This is a genomic window from Mesobacillus boroniphilus JCM 21738, assembly GCF_000517385.1.
Classification (GTDB): domain Bacteria; phylum Bacillota; class Bacilli; order Bacillales; family Cytobacillaceae; genus Mesobacillus; species Mesobacillus boroniphilus.
In genome coordinates this window covers 1-19523 of the sequence record NZ_BAUW01000072.1, presented here as the reverse complement: position 1 = coordinate 19523, position 19523 = coordinate 1, and the positions used below count along the sequence as shown (strand labels likewise).

At 41.8% G+C, this 19523-nt stretch carries 16 protein-coding genes and 5 pseudogenes; 17 read left to right on the top strand and 4 right to left on the bottom strand.

Features of this window, described 5'->3' with window-relative positions; genetic code table 11:
• Positions 1-447 precede the first annotated feature (447 nt).
• A complete protein-coding gene (locus JCM21738_RS16520; protein ID WP_031307670.1) occupies positions 448-882 on the top strand; it encodes a hypothetical protein in 435 nt (144 codons plus the stop codon).
• A 361-nt stretch (positions 883-1243) separates the two neighbouring features.
• On the opposite strand, the gene JCM21738_RS16515 is transcribed toward JCM21738_RS16520, so the two are convergent.
• Positions 1244-1549 (bottom strand): hypothetical protein, encoded by a 306-nt coding sequence (locus tag JCM21738_RS16515; RefSeq protein WP_023613680.1) that lies wholly within the window; start codon positions 1547-1549, stop codon positions 1244-1246.
• Between the two features lie 408 nt (positions 1550-1957).
• On the opposite strand from JCM21738_RS16515, the gene JCM21738_RS16510 reads away from it, so the two are divergent.
• Entirely contained in the window at positions 1958-2173 is a 216-nt protein-coding gene (locus tag JCM21738_RS16510) for a hypothetical protein (protein WP_243463054.1), read from the top strand.
• A pseudogene (locus tag JCM21738_RS16505) lies at positions 2170-2405 on the top strand (DUF5348 domain-containing protein). The gene JCM21738_RS16510 and the pseudogene JCM21738_RS16505 overlap by 4 nt, the downstream one beginning before the upstream one ends.
• A 175-nt stretch (positions 2406-2580) precedes the next feature.
• On the opposite strand, the gene JCM21738_RS16500 reads toward JCM21738_RS16505, so the two are convergent.
• A complete protein-coding gene (locus JCM21738_RS16500; RefSeq protein WP_148296136.1) occupies positions 2581-2832 on the bottom strand; it encodes a hypothetical protein in 252 nt (83 codons plus the stop codon).
• The gene (locus tag JCM21738_RS16495; protein ID WP_035209688.1) at positions 2820-3251 is read right to left on the bottom strand and encodes a hypothetical protein; all 432 of its coding nucleotides are present in this window, start codon (positions 3249-3251) and stop codon (positions 2820-2822) included. Before JCM21738_RS16495 ends, JCM21738_RS16500 begins: the two co-directional genes overlap by 13 nt.
• Positions 3252-3799: 548 nt before the next feature.
• Here JCM21738_RS16495 and JCM21738_RS16490 point away from each other — a divergent pair.
• The 6 genes and pseudogenes from JCM21738_RS16490 to JCM21738_RS16470 all read left to right on the top strand — a co-directional run bounded on the left by JCM21738_RS16490 (position 3800) and on the right by JCM21738_RS16470 (position 7506).
• Positions 3800-4195, top strand: a pseudogene (locus JCM21738_RS16490) (HI0074 family nucleotidyltransferase substrate-binding subunit).
• Position 4196: 1 nt separating this feature from the next.
• Entirely contained in the window at positions 4197-4490 is a 294-nt protein-coding gene (locus JCM21738_RS16485) for a nucleotidyltransferase domain-containing protein (protein ID WP_023613687.1), read from the top strand.
• A 242-nt stretch (positions 4491-4732) separates the two neighbouring features.
• Complete coding sequence (locus JCM21738_RS16480; RefSeq protein WP_243463053.1) at positions 4733-5389, top strand: transposase; 657 nt, start codon at positions 4733-4735, stop codon at positions 5387-5389.
• Positions 5386-5511, top strand: coding sequence for a sigma-70 RNA polymerase sigma factor region 4 domain-containing protein (locus JCM21738_RS26830; RefSeq protein ID WP_256360209.1), 126 nt, complete (start codon positions 5386-5388; stop codon positions 5509-5511). The genes JCM21738_RS16480 and JCM21738_RS26830 overlap by 4 nt, the downstream gene beginning before the upstream one ends.
• Positions 5512-5630: 119 nt before the next feature.
• Positions 5631-7127, top strand: coding sequence for a YifB family Mg chelatase-like AAA ATPase (locus tag JCM21738_RS16475; protein ID WP_023613689.1), 1497 nt, complete (start codon positions 5631-5633; stop codon positions 7125-7127).
• Positions 7128-7137: 10 nt separating this feature from the next.
• Positions 7138-7506, top strand: coding sequence for a hypothetical protein (locus JCM21738_RS16470; RefSeq protein WP_023613690.1), 369 nt, complete (start codon positions 7138-7140; stop codon positions 7504-7506).
• Between the two features lie 65 nt (positions 7507-7571).
• Here JCM21738_RS16470 and JCM21738_RS16465 read toward each other — a convergent pair.
• A pseudogene (locus JCM21738_RS16465) lies at positions 7572-9592 on the bottom strand (class I SAM-dependent methyltransferase).
• Positions 9593-10107: 515 nt separating this feature from the next.
• Between JCM21738_RS16465 and JCM21738_RS16460 the strand changes: the two are divergent.
• The 8 genes and pseudogenes from JCM21738_RS16460 (at position 10108) to JCM21738_RS26815 (ending at position 19408) form a co-directional block, all read left to right on the top strand.
• Positions 10108-10344: a hypothetical protein gene (locus JCM21738_RS16460; protein WP_156916342.1), complete on the top strand. Its 237-nt coding sequence runs from the start codon at positions 10108-10110 to the stop codon at positions 10342-10344.
• Positions 10345-10672: 328 nt separating this feature from the next.
• Positions 10673-11020, top strand: coding sequence for an IS1096 element passenger TnpR family protein (locus tag JCM21738_RS16455; protein WP_159101434.1), 348 nt, complete (start codon positions 10673-10675; stop codon positions 11018-11020).
• A gap of 33 nt (positions 11021-11053) precedes the next feature.
• Positions 11054-12948 (top strand): annotated as a pseudogene (locus JCM21738_RS27785) (SNF2 helicase associated domain-containing protein); the annotation flags it as partial.
• Between the two features lie 15 nt (positions 12949-12963).
• On the top strand, positions 12964-13188 hold the full coding sequence (locus JCM21738_RS27780; RefSeq protein ID WP_439646008.1) for an SNF2-related protein: 225 nt from the start codon (positions 12964-12966) through the stop codon (positions 13186-13188).
• 20 nt (positions 13189-13208) lie between these two features.
• Entirely contained in the window at positions 13209-14384 is a 1176-nt protein-coding gene (locus tag JCM21738_RS27775; protein WP_256360207.1) for a DEAD/DEAH box helicase, read from the top strand.
• 845 nt (positions 14385-15229) lie between these two features.
• The gene (locus tag JCM21738_RS16445) at positions 15230-16054 is read left to right on the top strand and encodes an MIP/aquaporin family protein (protein ID WP_023613696.1); all 825 of its coding nucleotides are present in this window, start codon (positions 15230-15232) and stop codon (positions 16052-16054) included.
• A gap of 49 nt (positions 16055-16103) precedes the next feature.
• Entirely contained in the window at positions 16104-17594 is a 1491-nt protein-coding gene (gene glpK, locus JCM21738_RS16440; RefSeq protein ID WP_023613697.1) for a glycerol kinase GlpK, read from the top strand.
• 162 nt (positions 17595-17756) lie between these two features.
• A pseudogene (locus JCM21738_RS26815) lies at positions 17757-19408 on the top strand (glycerol-3-phosphate dehydrogenase/oxidase).
• Positions 19409-19523 lie beyond the last annotated feature (115 nt).

Here is a 19523-nt window from a genome sequence, read left to right as displayed (position 1 = left end):
TATACTCCCTTGTTAAACCGCTGAGGTGAGCAAAATCGTCCTGGTTCATTTTCTGTTCTTTCCGCAGCCTTTGCAATGTCTTTCCTATGAAAATGGTTTGCTGGTGTTTATCCAAAGAAGAATTCCCCTTTTACTCCCATTACATAATTGTTTGATGACGATGAGAACGTAGTTTACTTCACATAAAATGTGAAATTTTTAGGAGTGCAAAAGGAGGGGAGATAGGGTCATACAGCGAGCTGCAGACCGTCCCCATTTTGGGAATCATGCTGTATTCAGGATATTTAAAGTTGAAGCTAAATTTCTTAAGGGATAGAAACCGTCAGTATTTTTCTGTTTTTGCGATTGCTATTGGGACGAGTGATTACTTGATACAATGTAGGTAATAGCTGGGCAACATGTATTTTGCCAGCAAGTGAGTGGAGAGTGACAATATAGATGGATGGTATGGATCGCAAGCTGGTACTTGATAAGAATTTCAAGCCTGTTCCTTTGTATATTGGGGATGAGACCTTCCGAATCGGAATTTTCAAATTCAATATCACAAAAATCTTAGCTGATCTAGCAAACGGGGAGCTTATTGGTGAAAGAACGGAAATGGATGTCGTGCATTGGTTCAAGGAAAATTGGCGAGGAAAAGTGAATGAGGATCATATGCCAAATGTTATGATCGGTGTACCGATAGTGATGGTGGAGATTAAACCAGGGACTTATTCTGTCATCGATGGAAACCATCGGTTGGAGAAAGCTTTTCGTGATGGAGTTGAAAAAATCGATGCAATCCGCTTGAAGGGTGAGCAGATCTTGCCTTATTTTACTGATGGCAGGGGTTATGAATCTTTTATAAAGTATTGGAATTCGAAGTTGGATGGAAGAGGTTGAGAGTTGGATGGAAATTGTAACTTTTTAGTTGAAAGAGAAAGAGGTGACCAAATGCAGGTCACCTCAGTCAAAGTGTGCTATATTAGATTATTTAGTATCAACTTTAACCTTGATCAGCAACTTTGATTACGTTGCTGACCATTATTCGCTATAGAGCTGCGATGAAGACAAAAAGCAACAATATCGTATTTAATGATTCAGTCACTTTTATATCCAGGTTTAGTTGTATACTAATTATAATCAAGGGCACACCTCCTGTAGATAGATAATAGTAAGTTTATGCATTAGTAGGCTGATTGATACTAAAAGGTCCAAAAAATACTTTTCTAACTAGAAACCTGTGGTTTTAAGAGATATTGATTTAATTATTTTTAAAGATTTTTAAATGAACTGTTTTGTTGTAGCCGAGCTCCTTATATAGGGTTTCTATATTGGTTATTTGATTATTTATACTAATCATTGAAGATTCTTCTTTTTTATTTTCTTCTTCGATAATGCAGAGATGAGGATTCCCTTCTGGGTCAAACAGGATCCAATCGGCTATAATCTCAATATTATGATCCTCGGTATCCAAATTATAGTAAACATGTCTTCGTGATTTCCAGCCTTTTTGTACATATTGAATGGAGTATATGAGTTTATCCAATTCTCGCAGAAGCAGAAGCATGGGGACGTACCTTTTGCTCCTTTCGTGTTGCGAAGTTTGTGGGGAGATGGGTGATTACTGTGTCTGCCCGATAGTTTGCTCATTGTTTATTATTTCTCTAGTTCTTTGGAACACCATGGGTATAACCAAATCCATAATCAAAAACCAGGTGGGGAAGGGTCCTGACCTGGTTTTTAATGTAAATGAAAGGTATTCTATTCTAAGTTCTGAGTTCTAAGTTCTATGTTCTTTGTGCTGTAACTTTTGTTTTCGTTTATAGTGGCGAATATAGTTTTGTTTAAGCGGAGTTGGCTGGCATTGATTTCTCTTGCTTAGATGGATAGATGTTTGATTTGTGTTGTTGATATGGCCTGGCTTTTTGCGAGGCAATCACCTGAATAGCCCCCGATGCGTACAAGAGGGTGAGTGATGGACTTGGTCGCTTTACGTAGGGGGGATGTCCACAACGGTGATCAACCAATTTTCTCTAACGGAGCGCTCGACGAAATCCATCGGTTCTCTGGTGGTGCCGCAATGCTCATAAATAAACTCTGCACACATAGTCTACTATATGGCTCACAAAATGGCCGAAGAATTATTGACGACCATATGATCAAGCAAGTCATCCAGGGTGAGCTTTCATGAAAAGTCGCTGGAAAGAAAAGAATTACAATGAAGAGTTGGATTGTTGGGTTGTGTTTTGGGGAGACAATTCTGGTGATAAGATGGGATGTGGTGAATGGTTTGATCTACATCTAGGAATGGGAAGACTCTTTCCTGCCGGCTGGAACTGGGTAGGGATTGGTATATTCTCACTGGTCGTAACGATGTGAGGTTCTATCTTAAGAAAAACGAGACGTACCAAGTTGACTTGTAAAATCTTAGGGAAGCAGTCACAGAAAACTGCCTCCCTTTCATTTTGGACAGTAAATCCGTCAGTTTTAGGACAATTAATATCGTCAAGTTCTGGACATTGGAGAACGTCATTAACATCTTATATAGATGAAAACAAAAAGTCCAAAGAATAAAGATGATCAACTTTATTCTTTGGACTATGGGTAAATTGTAAATTTCTTGATTTCTTCTTCTGTCAATTCCGATGGTGTTTTCCCAAGTTCCTTGCAATATTTTAACATGGGACGGAGTTTTGTTCTTGGTTGATGCGGACCTCTAGGTTCAATGAATAGCCCATTCGGAAAAGCATCATCAAAAAATTCTTTTTCATCACTCAAAGCTTTAACCCTCACTTTTCTCACTTTAAAACCTTTATGGGTAGGCGTTATGATATCTTCTAGTTTGTACACCATTTTACACCTCCTGGAATATTGTTTGCAACTACACGTAGAGAGTCCTCGGGATAAAAGACCATATCATGATAGCCTTTTTCTTTAGCTCCTAATGAAATATATAAAGGCATTTTGCTTGTCTTAGAGGTGAATTCTACAAACCCTTCTGTAATTGGATCTTTTAAACTGTACCAACAGACAAATGCAATTAATATTTTTCCAATATTACTATATTGCCTATTTTGATTTATATGGCCTTTGTTAAACTTTTTATTTTGTGGGGCAGATTCAACAATTTCCATTTCCATATAACGAAAGTCTTCATCGTAGTTCTCTCTGATTGCAACTAGGCCTTGCAAGGAGTTGTCATCAGATACAAAAAGCCCGAAGACTTTTACTTTATTGATAAGGCCTCCGCCATTCAAATTCCCAATCATGTAGTTTATTACCCTTTTTTACATTGTAATAAGCAAGATCGGCTCTATTCATTTCTCGAAAACAAAAATCAACAGCCTGTTTGTTCTGAATCTGTATGACCATATCATTTTCATCCTTACCTAATATCTTATTCAATTATACCATATTCTGTTAAGAAATATATGGAATATATTTTAGGTAGTGTATCGTAACGCTTCTCATCGAGGAAGCGTGGGGGTTCTTTACTTATTTCGTGTTACGAAATTTTCGAGAAGATGAGGAGTTCTGGGGTCTTTTTGGAAGTCTAAATAGTTTGCTGACGGACAGGTTGTCCGGGTATTGAGGGTTTTATTTGTCCTGAACTGTGTAACCACATTAGTATTATCAAATGCATTTTCTAAGAACCAGGTCAGAATGGGTTTTAGCATGGTTTTTTGTTATTGGTTATGTGGATGACTGTGTGGCACAGTAACGGTGTCCCGGTGTCGCTCCGGATGTTAAAGCATTGTTGCATAATTGTGGGGGATGTATAATGATTAGATAGAAAAGCGTTAAAGGGGTTGATGAAGTGAGTAATCGTAGATTGTTGCAAAGCGTTAATAATTTAGAGCAAGCTATTGCAAGGCTTGAAGAAGCGCTTGCGGAAGATCTATCGAACAGTTTATTGGTTGATGGTACAATTCAACGTTTTGAATCTACAATTGAACTCTACTGGAAAACACTGAAACGAATATTGGTTTCAGAGGGAATTGAAACAAGGACCCCAAAAGAAACGCTCAAAGAAGCCTATCAAATTGGCTGGCTTAACGATTAAACCGCTTGGCTTCAAATGCTAAAGGATCGAAACGAAACATCGCATACATATGATGAAGAAGCTGCACTTAGAATAGTGCAGAACATCAGAAAATATTTTCCGGAGATGAAGGCTACTTTGAAGATTTTACGAAAAAAAGTAAGGAATTAATATGCTTGAAGCTAACATTACATCTCAAATCACTTCCATAGCATCAAGATTCCCCGATATAAAACAAATAGTATTGTTTGGCTCGAGAGCTTATGGTGACTACAGTCCGCGATCTGATATTGATTTAGCTATAATAGCACCAGATATATCATCACAGGATTGGTTAACTTTCACAGATACACTAGAAGAAGAGTTAGAAACACTCTTGAAAATAGATGTCATAAACCTGTCAACGGCTTCAAAAAAACTTAAAGATGAAGTAGACCAGTGCCATGTTGTGTTGTATCAGCTCTAGAAGCAAGGGGATGTGCCTTTTGCTTCTTTTGTATTACGAAAGATCCTTGCTGCTGGAAATTTTGTCAGGATAGTGAAATCTTTTCAATCTTTAGTATATGTAATGAAAGATTTTTCTGAATGTTATATGATGAAGGTATATCCTCAGTTGATGCTCCTAAATCCTCTTATCTTAGTAACTAACCTCTCTGATTAACTATATTTCATAACGTTTGAAAAAAATTCATATCGTGGGGTGATCTGATGGCTCGTAAAGCTAGGGTGAAAAGTTCTAGTGGTATTTATCATGTCATGTTTCGGGGAGTGAACCGGCAGGATATTTTTCATGATGATGACGACCGCAGGAGGTTCCTTGAGATTTTAAAGAAATATAAGAAAAAGATGGGGCTGCAGGTGTATGCCTGGTGTTTGATGTCCAACCATATCCATGTTCTTTTAAAAGAGGGGGAGGAGAGCATTAGCGCTACGATGAAGCGGGTCGGTGTGAGCTATGCAGTATATTATAACTGGAAATATCGGACCTCGGGCCATGTTTTCCAGAACAGGTTCAACAGTGAAATTGTCGAAAATGATGCATACTTCCTTACTGTTGTCAGATACATTCATCAGAACCCTGTAAAAGCAGGATGGTGGCAAAGGTGGATGAATGGGAATGGAGCAGTTGTGCCGCTTATTATGGCAAATACTGTTTCCCGGGAGAGTTACTTGAGAGCAGTAAGGTTTTCAGAATGTTTTCGGATGATTTTTCTATTGCGAGGGAGAGGTTCAGGGAATTCAATGAGAGGAGAAACTGGGATCAGTGTCTTGATGAACGACCGTACAAACACAGAAGGCTGCCCGATGAGGAGGCCAGGCTGGAAATCAAGAGAGTCCTCGGTAGGAGAGAAATCGCCCAGGTGAAGAGTCTCCCTAAATTTGAGCGTGATATGATCCTGAGGGAAATCAAGGACATTGATGGTTTGACCCAGCGCCAGGCTGCCAGGATTTTAGGAATCCCGCCAAGCCTGGTATTTAAAACTTAGCTTAGTATAATATAACTTCTGTTTATTTCCTCATTCTATTAACTTCTAATTTTATCAAACTCCCAAAAAGATATTGTTCTGATTTATGAAAAATATAAAATGATATGGAGGAGAAGATATTGTCCGTGAAAGTGACAAGCATTGGTTTGAAAGGGCTTGAGGGTTATCGTGTTGATGTTGAGGTGCAGGTGAAGGAAGGATTCGAGTCGATTGTGATTGTAGGGCTGCCTGATGCTTCGGTGAAAGAATCGAAGGAGAGGGTGACGGCGGCGCTGCACACACATGGATTTCCGCTTGTGGAGAAGAAGGTGATCATCAATCTGTCACCGGCGGAACAGAAGAAGAATGGGCCTTTGTTTGATCTTGCGATTGCGATTGGTATTCTTAAGAGTGGTGGGTTTATACAGGATACAATCCCAATGGATGCTGGTTTTATCGGTGCTTTATCTCTTGATGGGACGGTCCATCCTGTTGAAGGGATGATTGCAGCTATTTTGGCTGCCAGGAAGCTGCGGTTAAAGCGGCTGGTCCTGCCTTTTGATCCTACGATACCCAGGATTGAAATTGATGGCTTGGAACTTGTTTATGTTGAAACGTTGCTGGACGTGATGAATCTTTTAGCCGGACAGCAGTTGCTGCCCTTGCTGCCGGAAGTGGAAATGATTGAGGAATCTATGGTGACCACAAGGGATTTCAATCAGATCATTGGCCACGATTTTGCCAAGCGTGCCCTTGAGATTGCCGCGAGCGGGGGCCATTATGTACTCATGGATGGGCCGCCCGGCTGCGGAAAGAGCCTTTTGGCTGAGACATTCCCGACCATCCTGCCTTCGCTTTCAAAAGAGTCACAGCTTGAAAAAATCAGCCTCTATCAGCTTGCTGGTGCTCCTTACTCCTCACTGACTCTTCCTCCATACCGACACCCTCATCATTCTGCATCGGCCGTCTCGATTATTGGAGGCGGCACCAATCCCAAACCAGGTGAAGTTTCCCTGGCCCACCGCGGCGTCCTTTTCCTTGATGAATTGGGCGAGTTCTCGAAAAAGACACTCGATATGCTCCGACAGCCTTTGGAGAATGAGAAAGTGACCATCAGCCGCATTCACTCCACGGTAACTTATCCCGCTAAATTCATTTTCATTGCAGCGATGAACCCTTGTCCATGTGGATATCTGGGATCCGACAACCACTATTGCACATGTTCGGAAAAACAGATAAAAGCTTATAAGAATAGAGTGTCAGGTCCAGTATTGGACAGGATTGACATCCTGCTTACTTTAAAACCGGTCAATCTTAAGGGGCACGATTTTAGCAAAAATGAGCCTTCCGAAGATCTCAGAAAAAGAGTCATAGCCGCCAGGGAAAGACAGTACGACCGTTATGGGAAGGAGATCTGCAATAGCAGCGTCCCGTTTGGGCAGCTGATTGGAAGCAGGCCGCTAACAGATTCCCAGCAGAGTCGATTGCAGGACTTGTCCATGAAGCATGGTCTCAGCAACAGGGTCCAAATCAAACTCATTCGCCTGGCGCGGACGATTTCCGACATGAGAGGAGAACAATTTATTTCGGATGCTGCAATTGAAGAAGCACTGAACTTGCGCAGGATTGGAAAGTGAGGTGGCATGGATGCCTCGGGAAGCAAGAAGGAAAAGTGCAAGCGGTGTTTACCGTGTGATGCTGCGCGGAGCGGCAGTAAAGGGTTTCAAAAAATTCAATGAGCGAACCAATCGTGATGAATGCCTTGAAGATATCTATCCTAGACGAAAATTGACAGATGAACAGGCACGGCAAGAAATCAAACAGCTGCTCGGCGAGATTGCCATTGCCCGGGTGAAAAGCCTGCCCGGATGGCAGAAGGATCACTATCTCATAAAAATCAAAGAGATTGATGGCATCACCGTTAGACAGGCTGCAAGGATATTATGCGTTTCAAAGAATCTGATTCATCGTGCCGGGCTTAGGGGGCCTTCAGCAAATTTCGATTCACTGGAATGAATTGTAAGATATCTCTAATGTTTTGGGACAGGAGAACGTCCCAGTGTCCCGCTTTTTTAATTATTTCAACGAACCTTTTCAATTACTAAGAACAATGTGCTATCAGGTAATGTGGTTTCTTTATAATTTTCATCAAAAAAGTCTATTTTATCTTTTAAGAAAATCACATAACCTCTCTGTAAATAATTGAGTTTTTGAATGATATTGACATTGGTTCCAAATAACTCGTTAATTAATGAGATATATTGTGATGGCTTGAATATACCGAATTGTTCCTGTGCTTCATGTAAAAAGCTTTCTTCTCCCCAGGTATATGTATATAAAACTCCATCGCGTCGTTAATAGGTAATTTTGCTTCTGAGTCACTTAGAATTTCGCATTCGATGTCTCTTCCTGGAAACAATTTAATAAATTCCTCTAAAAAAATCATATCATTAGGATTTTTAAAGCGAATAATCCTCTTAATTTTTGAATTTTCCATCTTCACACCATCTCGAATTATGATTCTTCCTCCCGGCTTTAAAACTTCATAAGCACTTTTTAAAGTTTCACTGACCACTTGTTCATTAAATTTTTTTCCTTGAAATTCAATGTAAGAAAATAATTCATGAATAATCGATGAGTAAATGACGGTATCAAAAGACGATTTCGGGAAATTGTCAGTTAAATTCAATGCATTTCCACTCACTACATTCCAATTCCTGTTTTCATCTTTCTTCTTCTTTTTAAGTTCATTAATCACATTCTCTGATATGTCAATTCCTGTAATATTTAAGGATGGCATTTCATTTTCAATCATATCCATCAATATTCCGCCACCTGGCCCTATATCCAGAATATGTTGGCCTTTAATATAGTCTAGTATTATTCTTTTGTCTTCAGCTGCACTGTTCATATCATTGAGGTATGTTTCTTCATTATTGAATCTGTCATATGAGTCTCTTCTTAGGCCAAATAAATCAAATAGCATCAGGATTGCACGATTATGCATCATATCAACTTTTTCAGCTTCAACGCAAAAATTGATCAATGCTTCTCCAACAGGTGAAAACTCAAAAAAAACTTCAACCATGTTCGCTTTTTTATTCAATTTACAAACGAATTTCAAATGAGCAGAGCCTGTATCCTCATAGTGATCAATCTCCTTTAGATACTTCTCTACAATTCGGATTTTGTAAATATTGCTCTTAGTTTGACCTTTATATTCATAATGCAGTTGTTTCATCATTTTTTCGAATTGCAGGTGCTTATAATCAAATTGCTTCGTTTTTTCGTAAATCAATTTAAAGATTGTCCACACTTCTTTAAAATTCAGGTCATGTATAGCTGCTTCAACATACCAGAATTCTTTGTTCCAGAATAATGTCTCTAACTCATCATAACGATCCATCATGATTTCTTTCTTTTCTTGTTTCGTTTCTTTCAAAGAGGCCGTGAGTTTATGGACTCTTTGATCAAAAGAGTCCACTAAATCTCCTTCGAATATTTGGTGAACGACTTTCTCTACATCTTTCTCTACCCTTCTCCACAATTCATCAGAAACACCGCTAATGACGCATTTATTCAAATACAATATCAATTCTTTTGATTTTTCGATACTGTATTTTTCTTTTAAGATCAGGATTAACTCTAAGTGAGAATCTAAAATGGATTCACCACGGAGATACTGCCCAATTAACCCGTGTACTCTAATTAATTCATATATCAATCGTTTATTATTACCTTCATAATTTTCTGCGAATATTGACATCGAACCTTCATTATGAACCTTAAGATTATAACCTTTTTTATACCACTCTTTACGTTGAGTGTAGCTCCCTCCTTTGGCAGTCTCACTATATACAAGCGTAGTAGAAATTAAGTGTGCAATTTCTTCCTCTAGATTTAGTTGGTCAAGTGTTTTTAAAGTCCTGTGGACATACAACACTAAATCATTAGGCTCCCAGTCATCAACTGAATAGAAATACTCCAAATTCAACAAGTAATTCTCAGATTCAGCTAAAAATTGTAACCACTTGGGTGTATCTTCAAGGCTTCCTGTACTTAAATAGTCTTCAATATGTTCCAAATTGGTTTTAAAATACATTGCTGTACTCCTCAAGATCGAAAGATATTTTTGTTATCGTATTTTATCATACAAACAGAATGAAACACAGTGGAAGCATGGGGACGTACCTTTTGCTCCTTCCGTCTGGAAGGTGCCTGTCACCTTTCCTAGCGTGTCCTTCTTAAAGGTCTTAAGGTTTGATGGTTTCGAAGGAATTGGGACCTAACCTCCAGTTTTAAAAAATAGGGATTGAATTAATGGTTAGTATTTGAAGTATTAACAGAAAGGCCTGTTAATATCGTTGTTGCTGAGTTTCCAGAATGTTAAAGCATTGTTGCATAATTGTGGCAGATGTATAATGATAATATAGAAATGCCTTAGTGGGGACGGTAAAGTGAGTAATCGTAAAATGATGCAAAGTGTGAGTAATTTAGAACAAGCTGTTGAAAGACTCGAGGAAGCACTTGTGGAAGATTTATGAAACAGTTTATTAGTTCAACGTTTTGAGTTTACAATTGAACTTTACTGGAAAACACTGAAATGAAAACACTGAAATGAATATTGCATTGAAACGAAACAAGAACTCCAAATTAAACTGTTGGGAACCAGTTATGGATGATTGGGTGGCGGCTGGAATGTCTTTTTTAAATAGTTTCTATCCGGAATTGATTGAGGATGACGAAGAATATGTTCAAAATGACACTGATGAGGAATCTCAAACCTTATTCAGCATGAAGCAGGCGCTTTTTCCTAATCTTATAAGAAAGTATAAAACTTTTTACTTAGATTAGTGTCTAGCTCCAGCGCCTAGCCCCTCGAGTCGCTTGTCTAGTGTCGCCTCCTAGAAACGCAGAAACTTCAACTCCGCCGTCAGAAGCAAAAAGCGCTTCTTTTTTCGGAGTCTCCAGTTTCTGCGTTTCTTGGCAGTCGGCTATACTTTTCGATTTCGGTCCGCCCGATGAAGTCAAAGAGCGACTTCACCGGTCGGCCCTCCAACGCTTGTCGGGGCTGACCAAGGTGCTTGCGCTTTTCTTATGCTGAATTAATCAATCAATTTGAAAGGGCTGAGGATGGGATGGACCGCAGAAAATACTTATTCAAGATTTTGTGGAATCGAACTTGTTACAGAAAAGTGCAGTATCTGGAAATCATACCCTTCTGGACCTTCACAAATTAATCCAGGATGCTTTTGAGTTCGATGATGATCACTTATATGCCTTTTACATGGATGGAAAACGATTCAGCAGGAATTGCTATAACTCGCCGATGGATGATGTCGGGCCATTCGTTACAGAAGCAGCCATTAGCAAACTTGGATTATATGAGAAACAGAAATTCCTGTATTTGTTTGACTTCGGTGCAGAATGGAAGTTCACTGTAACCTTATTGAAAGTCACCGATGAAGAAAATGCTCCTGCTGCCATAGTGGAACGAAAAGGGGATAGTCCATCACAATACAGTTGGTAAAAATGAAACAGGATCATTAAATGGGGGAAATCGATGTCTAGTGTACTAACGGAGAGTAAAATAAGGAAATTATTCACTGAGGCGGTTTATCGTCGGGGGGTTTCTTATTATAGAAACGGTTATGTGAGGGACTTGGTGTTTAATCCTGTGATGGAATCCTGGGATGCGAAAGTTAGAGGGTCAACGATTTATCATGTGAACGTTCAGCTTGATGAGCTAGGAATCGAATGTGAATGTGATTGTCCTGCGTTCGATCAGTATTATAGCCCTTGCAAGCATGTTGCGGCTGTTTTGCTTAAGATTCAAGAAAGCGAATCTATGAACAATGGGAATACCAGATTGAATGTATTAAGCCCGCTGTCCGCTCAGGAGAGAGAACGAATATTGCAGGACTCACAAAAGAGAAGGATGGAGGAAGAGAGACGGCAAGCGGAGGAAAGGCAGCGAATTTATGCTAAATATCTCACTGACCAGTTTATTGATGCCTTCGCGAATCAGCCTCAGCCTGTTTTGGCTCAACCAGTAAGCGGAGGAAAAGAACAGCTGGTGGTGGAATGGATTTGTAAAATTTATAAACCATATTCAGGAAATCAGGTTTTATTGTTAGAGATGAAAGTTGGGCCGAAAAAGACGTATGTGGTCCGAAAAATCCTGGAGTTTCTAAATGCGGTCCAAGCCCAGCGCAGCTATGGATTCACAAGCCTTTTTTCCTATGATCCCCTACAGCATGATTTTTCAGCAAGTGATAAAGAAGTCATTGAGATGCTGCTGAAATCGGTGGAATATGAGAGGGTCTACCAGCAAATGCAAGCACATCACTTCCGGAATAATTCTATTTCTGATGAGCGAAGCATTACGATATCTCCGCTGCTGGCAGATGCATTTTTGGCGAAGATGGCTGAAGGGCCCGTTCGGCTAGAATATGGAGGCAGTGTTTATGAAGGGGTGGCAGTCCACCATGATGAATTGCCGCTTACCTTACAGCTGGATAAGGGATCGAAACAGGATTCATTCAAACTGGATTTATCGGACCTTCTTTTGAGAGAGTACCTAGGCCTTTATGGTTATCTGGTTGAGAGGAATCACTTCTATAAACTTTCTCCTGACCAGCAGCAGTATATAAAAGAAGTGAAGGAATTGGTCAATAAAACTCATAATCCATTACTAATGATTGATGAGGAACAAATTGAACCGTTCCTATCTCATGTCGTACCCAAAATGAACCGGATCGGCAAATTGAAAATTGCGATGAGGTATCAAGCCGTATTTCGAAATTTCCATTGCAGGCGAAGATTTTTGTGGATTCTGTCGATGAAGTCCTGCAGGTTCGATTGGAATATCATTATGGTGAGAAAGTGCTGAATCCATTCCAGCCTGCTGCCGCAAAAGCAGAGCAAGATCAAGTGATTTTGATCAGAGAGGCAGAGAAAGAAGAGGCCATCATGGCTATCCTTGAAAGCTGTCCCCTGAGAATTTTGGGGAACTATTTGTATTTGGAAGGCGAAGCAAATGTATACGATTTCCTATACGAGACGCTGCCTAAACTAGAGGATCAGGCTGACATCTTCCTGACGAATGCTGTTAAATCATTGATTTTGCCAAGCAGACATGTTCCTGTGACGAACATTGATATGGATTCTTCTGGAAATTGGCTGGATATCAGCTTTAACATCGAAGGAATTGCCCAGGATGATGTGCAGAACATTTTGCTTTCGGCTGTTGAAAAGAAGAAATTCTACCGGCTGCCAAATGGTGCTTTTGTTTCACTCGCATCTGAGGAATACGCGAGCATCCAGAATATGCTTCAGGAATTCCATATCAAACCATCACAACTGAAAAATGAATCACTGCAGCTGCCGTTATACAGGGGTATGCAGCTTGAAGAGGTGATGAAAAAGGAGAAAGGGAGCAATGCCAAATATGGCAGGCAGTTCCGCCGGCTCTTGAATTCTCTGAAAAATCCGGAACAACTTGAATTCGATGTACCGAATTTGCTTCAGGCAACTTTGAGGGACTATCAAAACTATGGATTCCAATGGTTAAGCACACTGAATCATTACCGGCTTGGCGGGATCCTGGCAGATGATATGGGGCTTGGGAAAACGCTGCAGAGCATCGCTTTATTTTATCCGAAAAAGAAAGGAATCAGGACCATAAGCCGGTACTGATTGTTGCCCCTGCCTCACTTGTGTATAACTGGAAGAATGAATTCCATAAATTCGCTCCTTCATTGAAGGTGGCGGTGATGGTTGGTTCACCGCAGGAAAGGGCTGGCATGATGCGGGAGGGTGCTTCGCTGGATGTTTGGATTACCTCCTATCCGACGTTAAGGCAGGATATCGAACAATATGCACTGCAGGAGTTCCGGACGCTTATTTTGGATGAAGCACAGATGATCAAGAATTATGCCACGAAAGCAGCCAAGGCGGTAAGGGAAGTCCGGTCTGGAACCCGTTTCGCGCTGAGCGGGACGCCGATCGAGAATTCGATCGATGAGCTATGGTCGATTTTCCAAACAATCATGCCTGATTTCTTTCCGAACCAGAAGGCGTTCCGTCAGCTTTCGCCTGAAAAGGTAGCGAGAATGGTGAGTCCGTTTATCCTGCGGAGGGTCAAAAAGGATGTCCTAAAGGAATTGCCTGACAAGATTGAAAGTGTGAACTATTCGGAGCTGACGAAACAGCAAAAAGAACTATACCTTGCTTATTTAGGCAGAATCCAAGCAGAAGCAAAAGAATCGCTTGAAGGAGAAGGATTCCAGAAAAGCCGCATCAAAATCCTCGCAGGTTTGACGAGGCTTCGGCAATTATGCTGCCATCCATCTTTATTTTTGGAGAATTATCAGGGTGAATCAGGAAAGCTGCAGCAACTGATGGAGATTGTCTGCAATGCCGTCGAGAATGGGCGTCGTTTGCTGATTTTCTCACAGTTCACAAGCATGCTTTCCATTATAAGCGACCACTTGAACAAGGAAGAGTTGAACTTTTTCTACCTGGATGGCAGGACAGCGTCGAAAGAACGGGTCCGCATGGTGGAGCGATTCAATCAGGGAGAGGCGGATATATTCCTGATTTCCTTGAAAGCGGGGAACACAGGATTGAATTTAACTGGGGCTGACACGGTCATTCTCTATGACCTCTGGTGGAACCCGGCCGTAGAAGAACAAGCTGCAGGGCGGGCACATCGGATGGGCCAAAAGAACGTCGTCCAGGTCATCCGGTTAATCACCCAGGGAACAATCGAAGAAAAAATATACGAACTGCAGCAAAGCAAACGCGAGCTGATCGAAACCGTTATCGAACATGGTGACCAGGCCCTGGCAAAAATCACAGAGAAAGATATCAGGGAGATATTGAATATTTAATGGGAATGAGCGACTGTGCGGCAACGGTAAGAAGCAGAAAGAATGCTGTGAAAGTGACGCCGGATAAGTAAACGGTCCTCTCCCAATATAGAAGGAAGGAGCGCAAACAGGGTGATGAGTTTGTGCTCCTTCTTTTTCTTTTTGCTTTATAATTTAATTAGATTAGTGTCTAGCTCCAGCGCCTAGCCCCTCGAGACGTTTCGGTCCTGCCAAGGAAGTCAAAGAACGACTTCACTGTCAGGCCCTCCAACGCTTTTCGGGGCTGACCAAGGCGCTTGCGCTTTTCTTAAAAAGAAGCATGGGGACGTACCTGGGAAGTATCCTTTGCTTCTTTCGTTTGGAATCGCTATCATGACAGGCAATAACTCATAATGAAAATGATATAATAGTAAAAGTACTCTCTGGGGCTGCATTAATATTATGCAGCCTTTATCAAATAAATATAAGAAAGCAGCGTAATAATAATGGATTCCATAAGGCAGTTTATGGAGGACCATTTGCAAGACATTTTAGATGATATCAAGTTTCTGGTAGAATGTGATTCTCCATAATTGAAAAAAAATTCGCAGACCAGTGTGGAGAGAGGATTCAGGATCTTTTATACGCTATGCTCAATGATTCACAAACTCACTATTGAAAAAGTAAAAATCAAAATAATAAAATAAACCCGTTGACAGCGTTTTCAATCCTAAGTATACTTTAATTACAAGTTAAGAATGTGACGGAGATTGGGAGATTCACACTGAATACCTATGCTTTTTTAGGTATGCTGTGTGGATCTCCCTTTTTTGCACCTTCTTAGTTGTTTATACATCTTTATGATATTCAAGAAAGGGGAATTGTGTATGTCAGCATTTGTGGGAGAAATAATTGGCACGATGATTTTGATTGTCTGCGGTGCCGGGATTGGAGCTGGCTCTTCGCTGAAGAATTCTTACGCGAAGGACGCTGGCTGGATTGTCATTACAATTGCGTGGGGACTTGGGGTTACAATGGGGGTATTTGCGGTAGGTTCAATAAGCGGGGCGCATTTAAATCCTGCAGTAACGCTGGCACTTGCGATTGATGGGTCATTTCCGTGGGCAGACGTTCCGGGTTATGTGCTGGCACAGATGATTGGTGCGATGATTGGGGCGACACTAGTATTCTTGCATTATCTGCCACACTGGAAGGAAACGAATGATCCTGGCACAAAATTGGGCGTTTTCTCTACCGCACCTGCAATTCCGAACACTTTTTCAAACTTATTCAGTGAGTTTTTCGGCACTTTTATTCTTGTTTTAGGACTACTATTCATTGGCGCAAACAAATTTACTGAGGGATTGAATCCTATAGCTGTTGGCTTATTGATTGTCGTCATTGGTATGTCGCTAGGCGGTACAACAGGATATGCGATTAATCCTGCACGTGACCTTGGGCCGCGTATTGCTCACTTCCTGCTGCCGATTCCAGGCAAGGGCGGGTCGAACTGGAGCTATTCATGGATTCCGGTTGTTGGACCATTATTAGGCGGTTCACTTGGAGCAGTCGCTTACAAAGCGCTGTTCACGGGAGCAGTCACAGGGACTTTTTGGATGGTAGTTGGTATAGTAGCAGTTATTCTTGCATTAGCTTATACAGTAGGCAAAAAACAGGCAGGACAATTGGATGCATCTAAAGTAGGCGCGTAAGATTTTGATATATTGAAAGCGATTAAGTTCAAAAGGGAGGAATAATTTTATGGAAAAGTACATTCTATCTTTAGACCAGGGAACGACAAGTTCAAGGGCAATTCTCTTTGATAAAGCGGGAAAGGTTGTCCATGTATCGCAAAAGGAATTCACGCAGCATTTTCCGAAGCCAGGCTGGGTAGAACACGATGCGAATGAAATCTGGGGATCCGTGCTGGCAGTCATCGCTGGTGTTTTGTCCGAGTCAAATGTTAAACCTGAGCAAATAGCGGGAATAGGAATTACCAACCAGCGTGAAACGACAGTGGTGTGGGATAAAGAAACAGGAATTCCGATTTATAACGCGATTGTATGGCAATCAAGGCAGACAAGCGGAATTTGTGATGAGCTTAAGGAAAAAGGCTACAATGACTTATTTCGCGATAAAACAGGATTGCTAATTGATGCTTATTTCTCAGGAACGAAAGTAAAATGGATCCTTGAAAATGTAGAGGGCGCGAGACGAAAAGCTGACGAAGGTAAGTTGTTGTTCGGTACAATTGATACATGGCTAATCTGGAAGCTTTCCGGCGGGCGTGCCCATGTTACTGACTATAGCAATGCTTCGCGAACGCTTATGTTCAATATCTATGACCTGAAGTGGGATGAAGAGCTACTCGAGATTCTCGGTGTTCCGGCTTCGATGCTTCCGGAAGTCAAGCCTTCTTCAGAGGTTTACGCCAATACCGTTGCCTACCATTTCTTCGGCCACGAGATTCCAATCGCCGGGGCGGCGGGTGACCAGCAGGCAGCTTTGTTTGGCCAGGCTTGCTTTGAAAAAGGCATGGCGAAGAATACTTACGGAACAGGCTGCTTCATGCTTATGAATACCGGTGAAAAAGCGGTTAAATCAGAGCATGGTCTACTGACCACCCTTGCCTGGGGCCTGAATGGCAAGGTCGAGTATGCGCTTGAGGGAAGCATTTTCGTTGCCGGGTCTGCGATCCAATGGCTGCGTGACGGCTTGAGAATGCTCAAGAATGCTAAAGACAGCGAAGATTATGCGACAAAAGTAGAATCTACCGATGGTGTCTATGTTGTTCCAGCGTTCGTCGGTCTGGGAACTCCTTATTGGGACAGCGACGTCCGAGGTGCGGTCTTCGGTCTGACACGCGGAACAAGCAAGGAGCATTTTGTCCGTGCAACTCTTGAGTCACTTGCTTACCAGACGAAGGATGTTCTGTCAGCTATGGAAGCCGATTCAGGAATCGAGCTGAAGACTCTCCGCGTTGACGGCGGTGCAGTCATGAACAACTTCCTGATGAACTTCCAGAGTGATGTTTTGAATGTTCCAGTCGAAAGACCGGTTGTTAACGAAACAACTGCTTTGGGCGCAGCTTATCTTGCGGGTCTTGCAGTTGGTTACTGGGAAAGCCAGGAGGAAATCGCGTCCCAGTGGGCAATCGACCGTTCATTTGAACCAAAGATGTCCGATGAAAATCGTGACCAGCTGTATGGCGGCTGGAAAAAAGCTGTCAAGGCTGCAATGGCTTTTAAATAAATCAAAGTTCAAAATTCAGACATTTCCACTTTACCTTCGAATTTGATACAATGATAACAAGTTAATAAAACGGCAGGAGATCTGGAGAGACCGCGAAACATTACCGTCCATTAGGTAATGTTTTTCGCAGTCTCTTTTCCTGTTCTAAGGGAGGAAAACACCATGTTTACGAATACTAAACGCAATGATATTATCTCCAATTTAAAAAACAATAAATTTGATTTACTTGTAATCGGCGGCGGCATTACAGGTGCGGGAATCGCTCTTGACGCTTCGACCAGAGGATTAAATACTGCAGTTCTTGAAATGAAGGATTTTGCGGCCGGGACATCCAGCCGTTCAACCAAGCTCGTCCACGGAGGCTTGCGTTATTTGAAGCAGCTTGATGTCAAAGTTGTGGCTGAAGTAGGCAAGGAAAGAGCAATCGTTTATGAAAACGGTCCGCATGTAACGACTCCTGAGTGGATGCTGCTTCCGTTTCACAAGGCGGAACCTTCGGCAGCTTTACCACTTCGATTGGCCTGCGAGTCTATGACTTTTTAGCAGGGGTAAAAAAGAGCGAACGGAGAACGATGTTTTCCAAGGATGAAACATTACGAAGAGAGCCGCTTATTAAGAAGGAAGGTTTAAAGGGTGGCGGATATTACGTGGAGTACCGCACGGATGATGCGCGACTGACAATCGAGGTCATGAAGGCCGCGGTTGAAAAAGGCGCAACAGCTCTGAATTATTCCAAAGTCGAGGACCTTCTATATGCAAACGGCAGGATTGTTGGCGTGATAGTCAATGATCAACTATCAGGGGAAAATTACGAAGTCTATGCAAAGAAAATCATCAACGCCACTGGTCCGTGGGTGGATAACATTCGTGAAAAAGACGGCTCCAAAAAAGGCAAGAGCTTAATTTTGTCAAAAGGCGTCCACGTTGTGATCGACCAGTCCCGATTCCCGCTCAAGCAGGCAGTCTATTTCGATACTCCAGATAAAAGAATGGTGTTCGCGATTCCCCGCAACGGCAAGGCGTATGTAGGGACGACAGATACGTTTTACGATGAAGACAAAGCGGACCCAAAAATGACTCAGGCAGATATGCATTATTTGATCAATGCGATTAATTATATGTTCCCAGAGGTGAAAGCGAAGCCTGAAGATGTCGAGTCAAGCTGGGCGGGAATCCGTCCGCTGATCCATGAAGAAGGCAAAGGACCTTCCGAGATTTCCCGTAAAGATGAAGTCTGGGAATCTGATTCAGGTTTAATTACAATTGCCGGTGGCAAATTGACGGGTTACCGCAAGATGGCGGAAACGATTGTTGACCTTGTGGCCGGAAAGTTTGAGGCAGAGGAAGGCCGCAAGCTTAAGCCTAGCCAAACGAAGCATCTGCCGATTTCCGGCGGGGACATTGGCGGATCAGAGAAATTCCCTCAGTTTGTCGAGGCAGCTTCACAGCAGGGGATAAAAGTCGGTTTCTCCAAAGAGGAAGCGAAGCATATCGCTGCATTCTATGGTTCCAATTCCGCTATCGTCTTCGACCTTGTCAGCCAGAAAAAAGCAGCAGCTGAGAAATTCAGCATCCCGTTAGTCACCTTTGCTAAGTTGGCTTATGGCATCGAGCACGAGCTCATTGCAACGCCGGTTGATTTCTATTTCAGGAGGACTGGCGACTTGCTGTTTGATATTGCCTCCGTACATGAAACGAGAGCAGCTGTCAGCGGCTATATGGCCGAACAATTTAACTGGGCCGATGCTGAAAAAGAAAGATATGAAGCAGAGCTTGATAAGGAAATCAATATGGCCACTACTCCTGTTGTTTAAGTAGATAGATTACAAGCGGATAACAGATTCGATAATCTGTGAGAAGATGGAAATTTTTAATAAAATTGCATATAACATCTATATGAAAGTATAAAACTTTTTACTTAGATTAGTG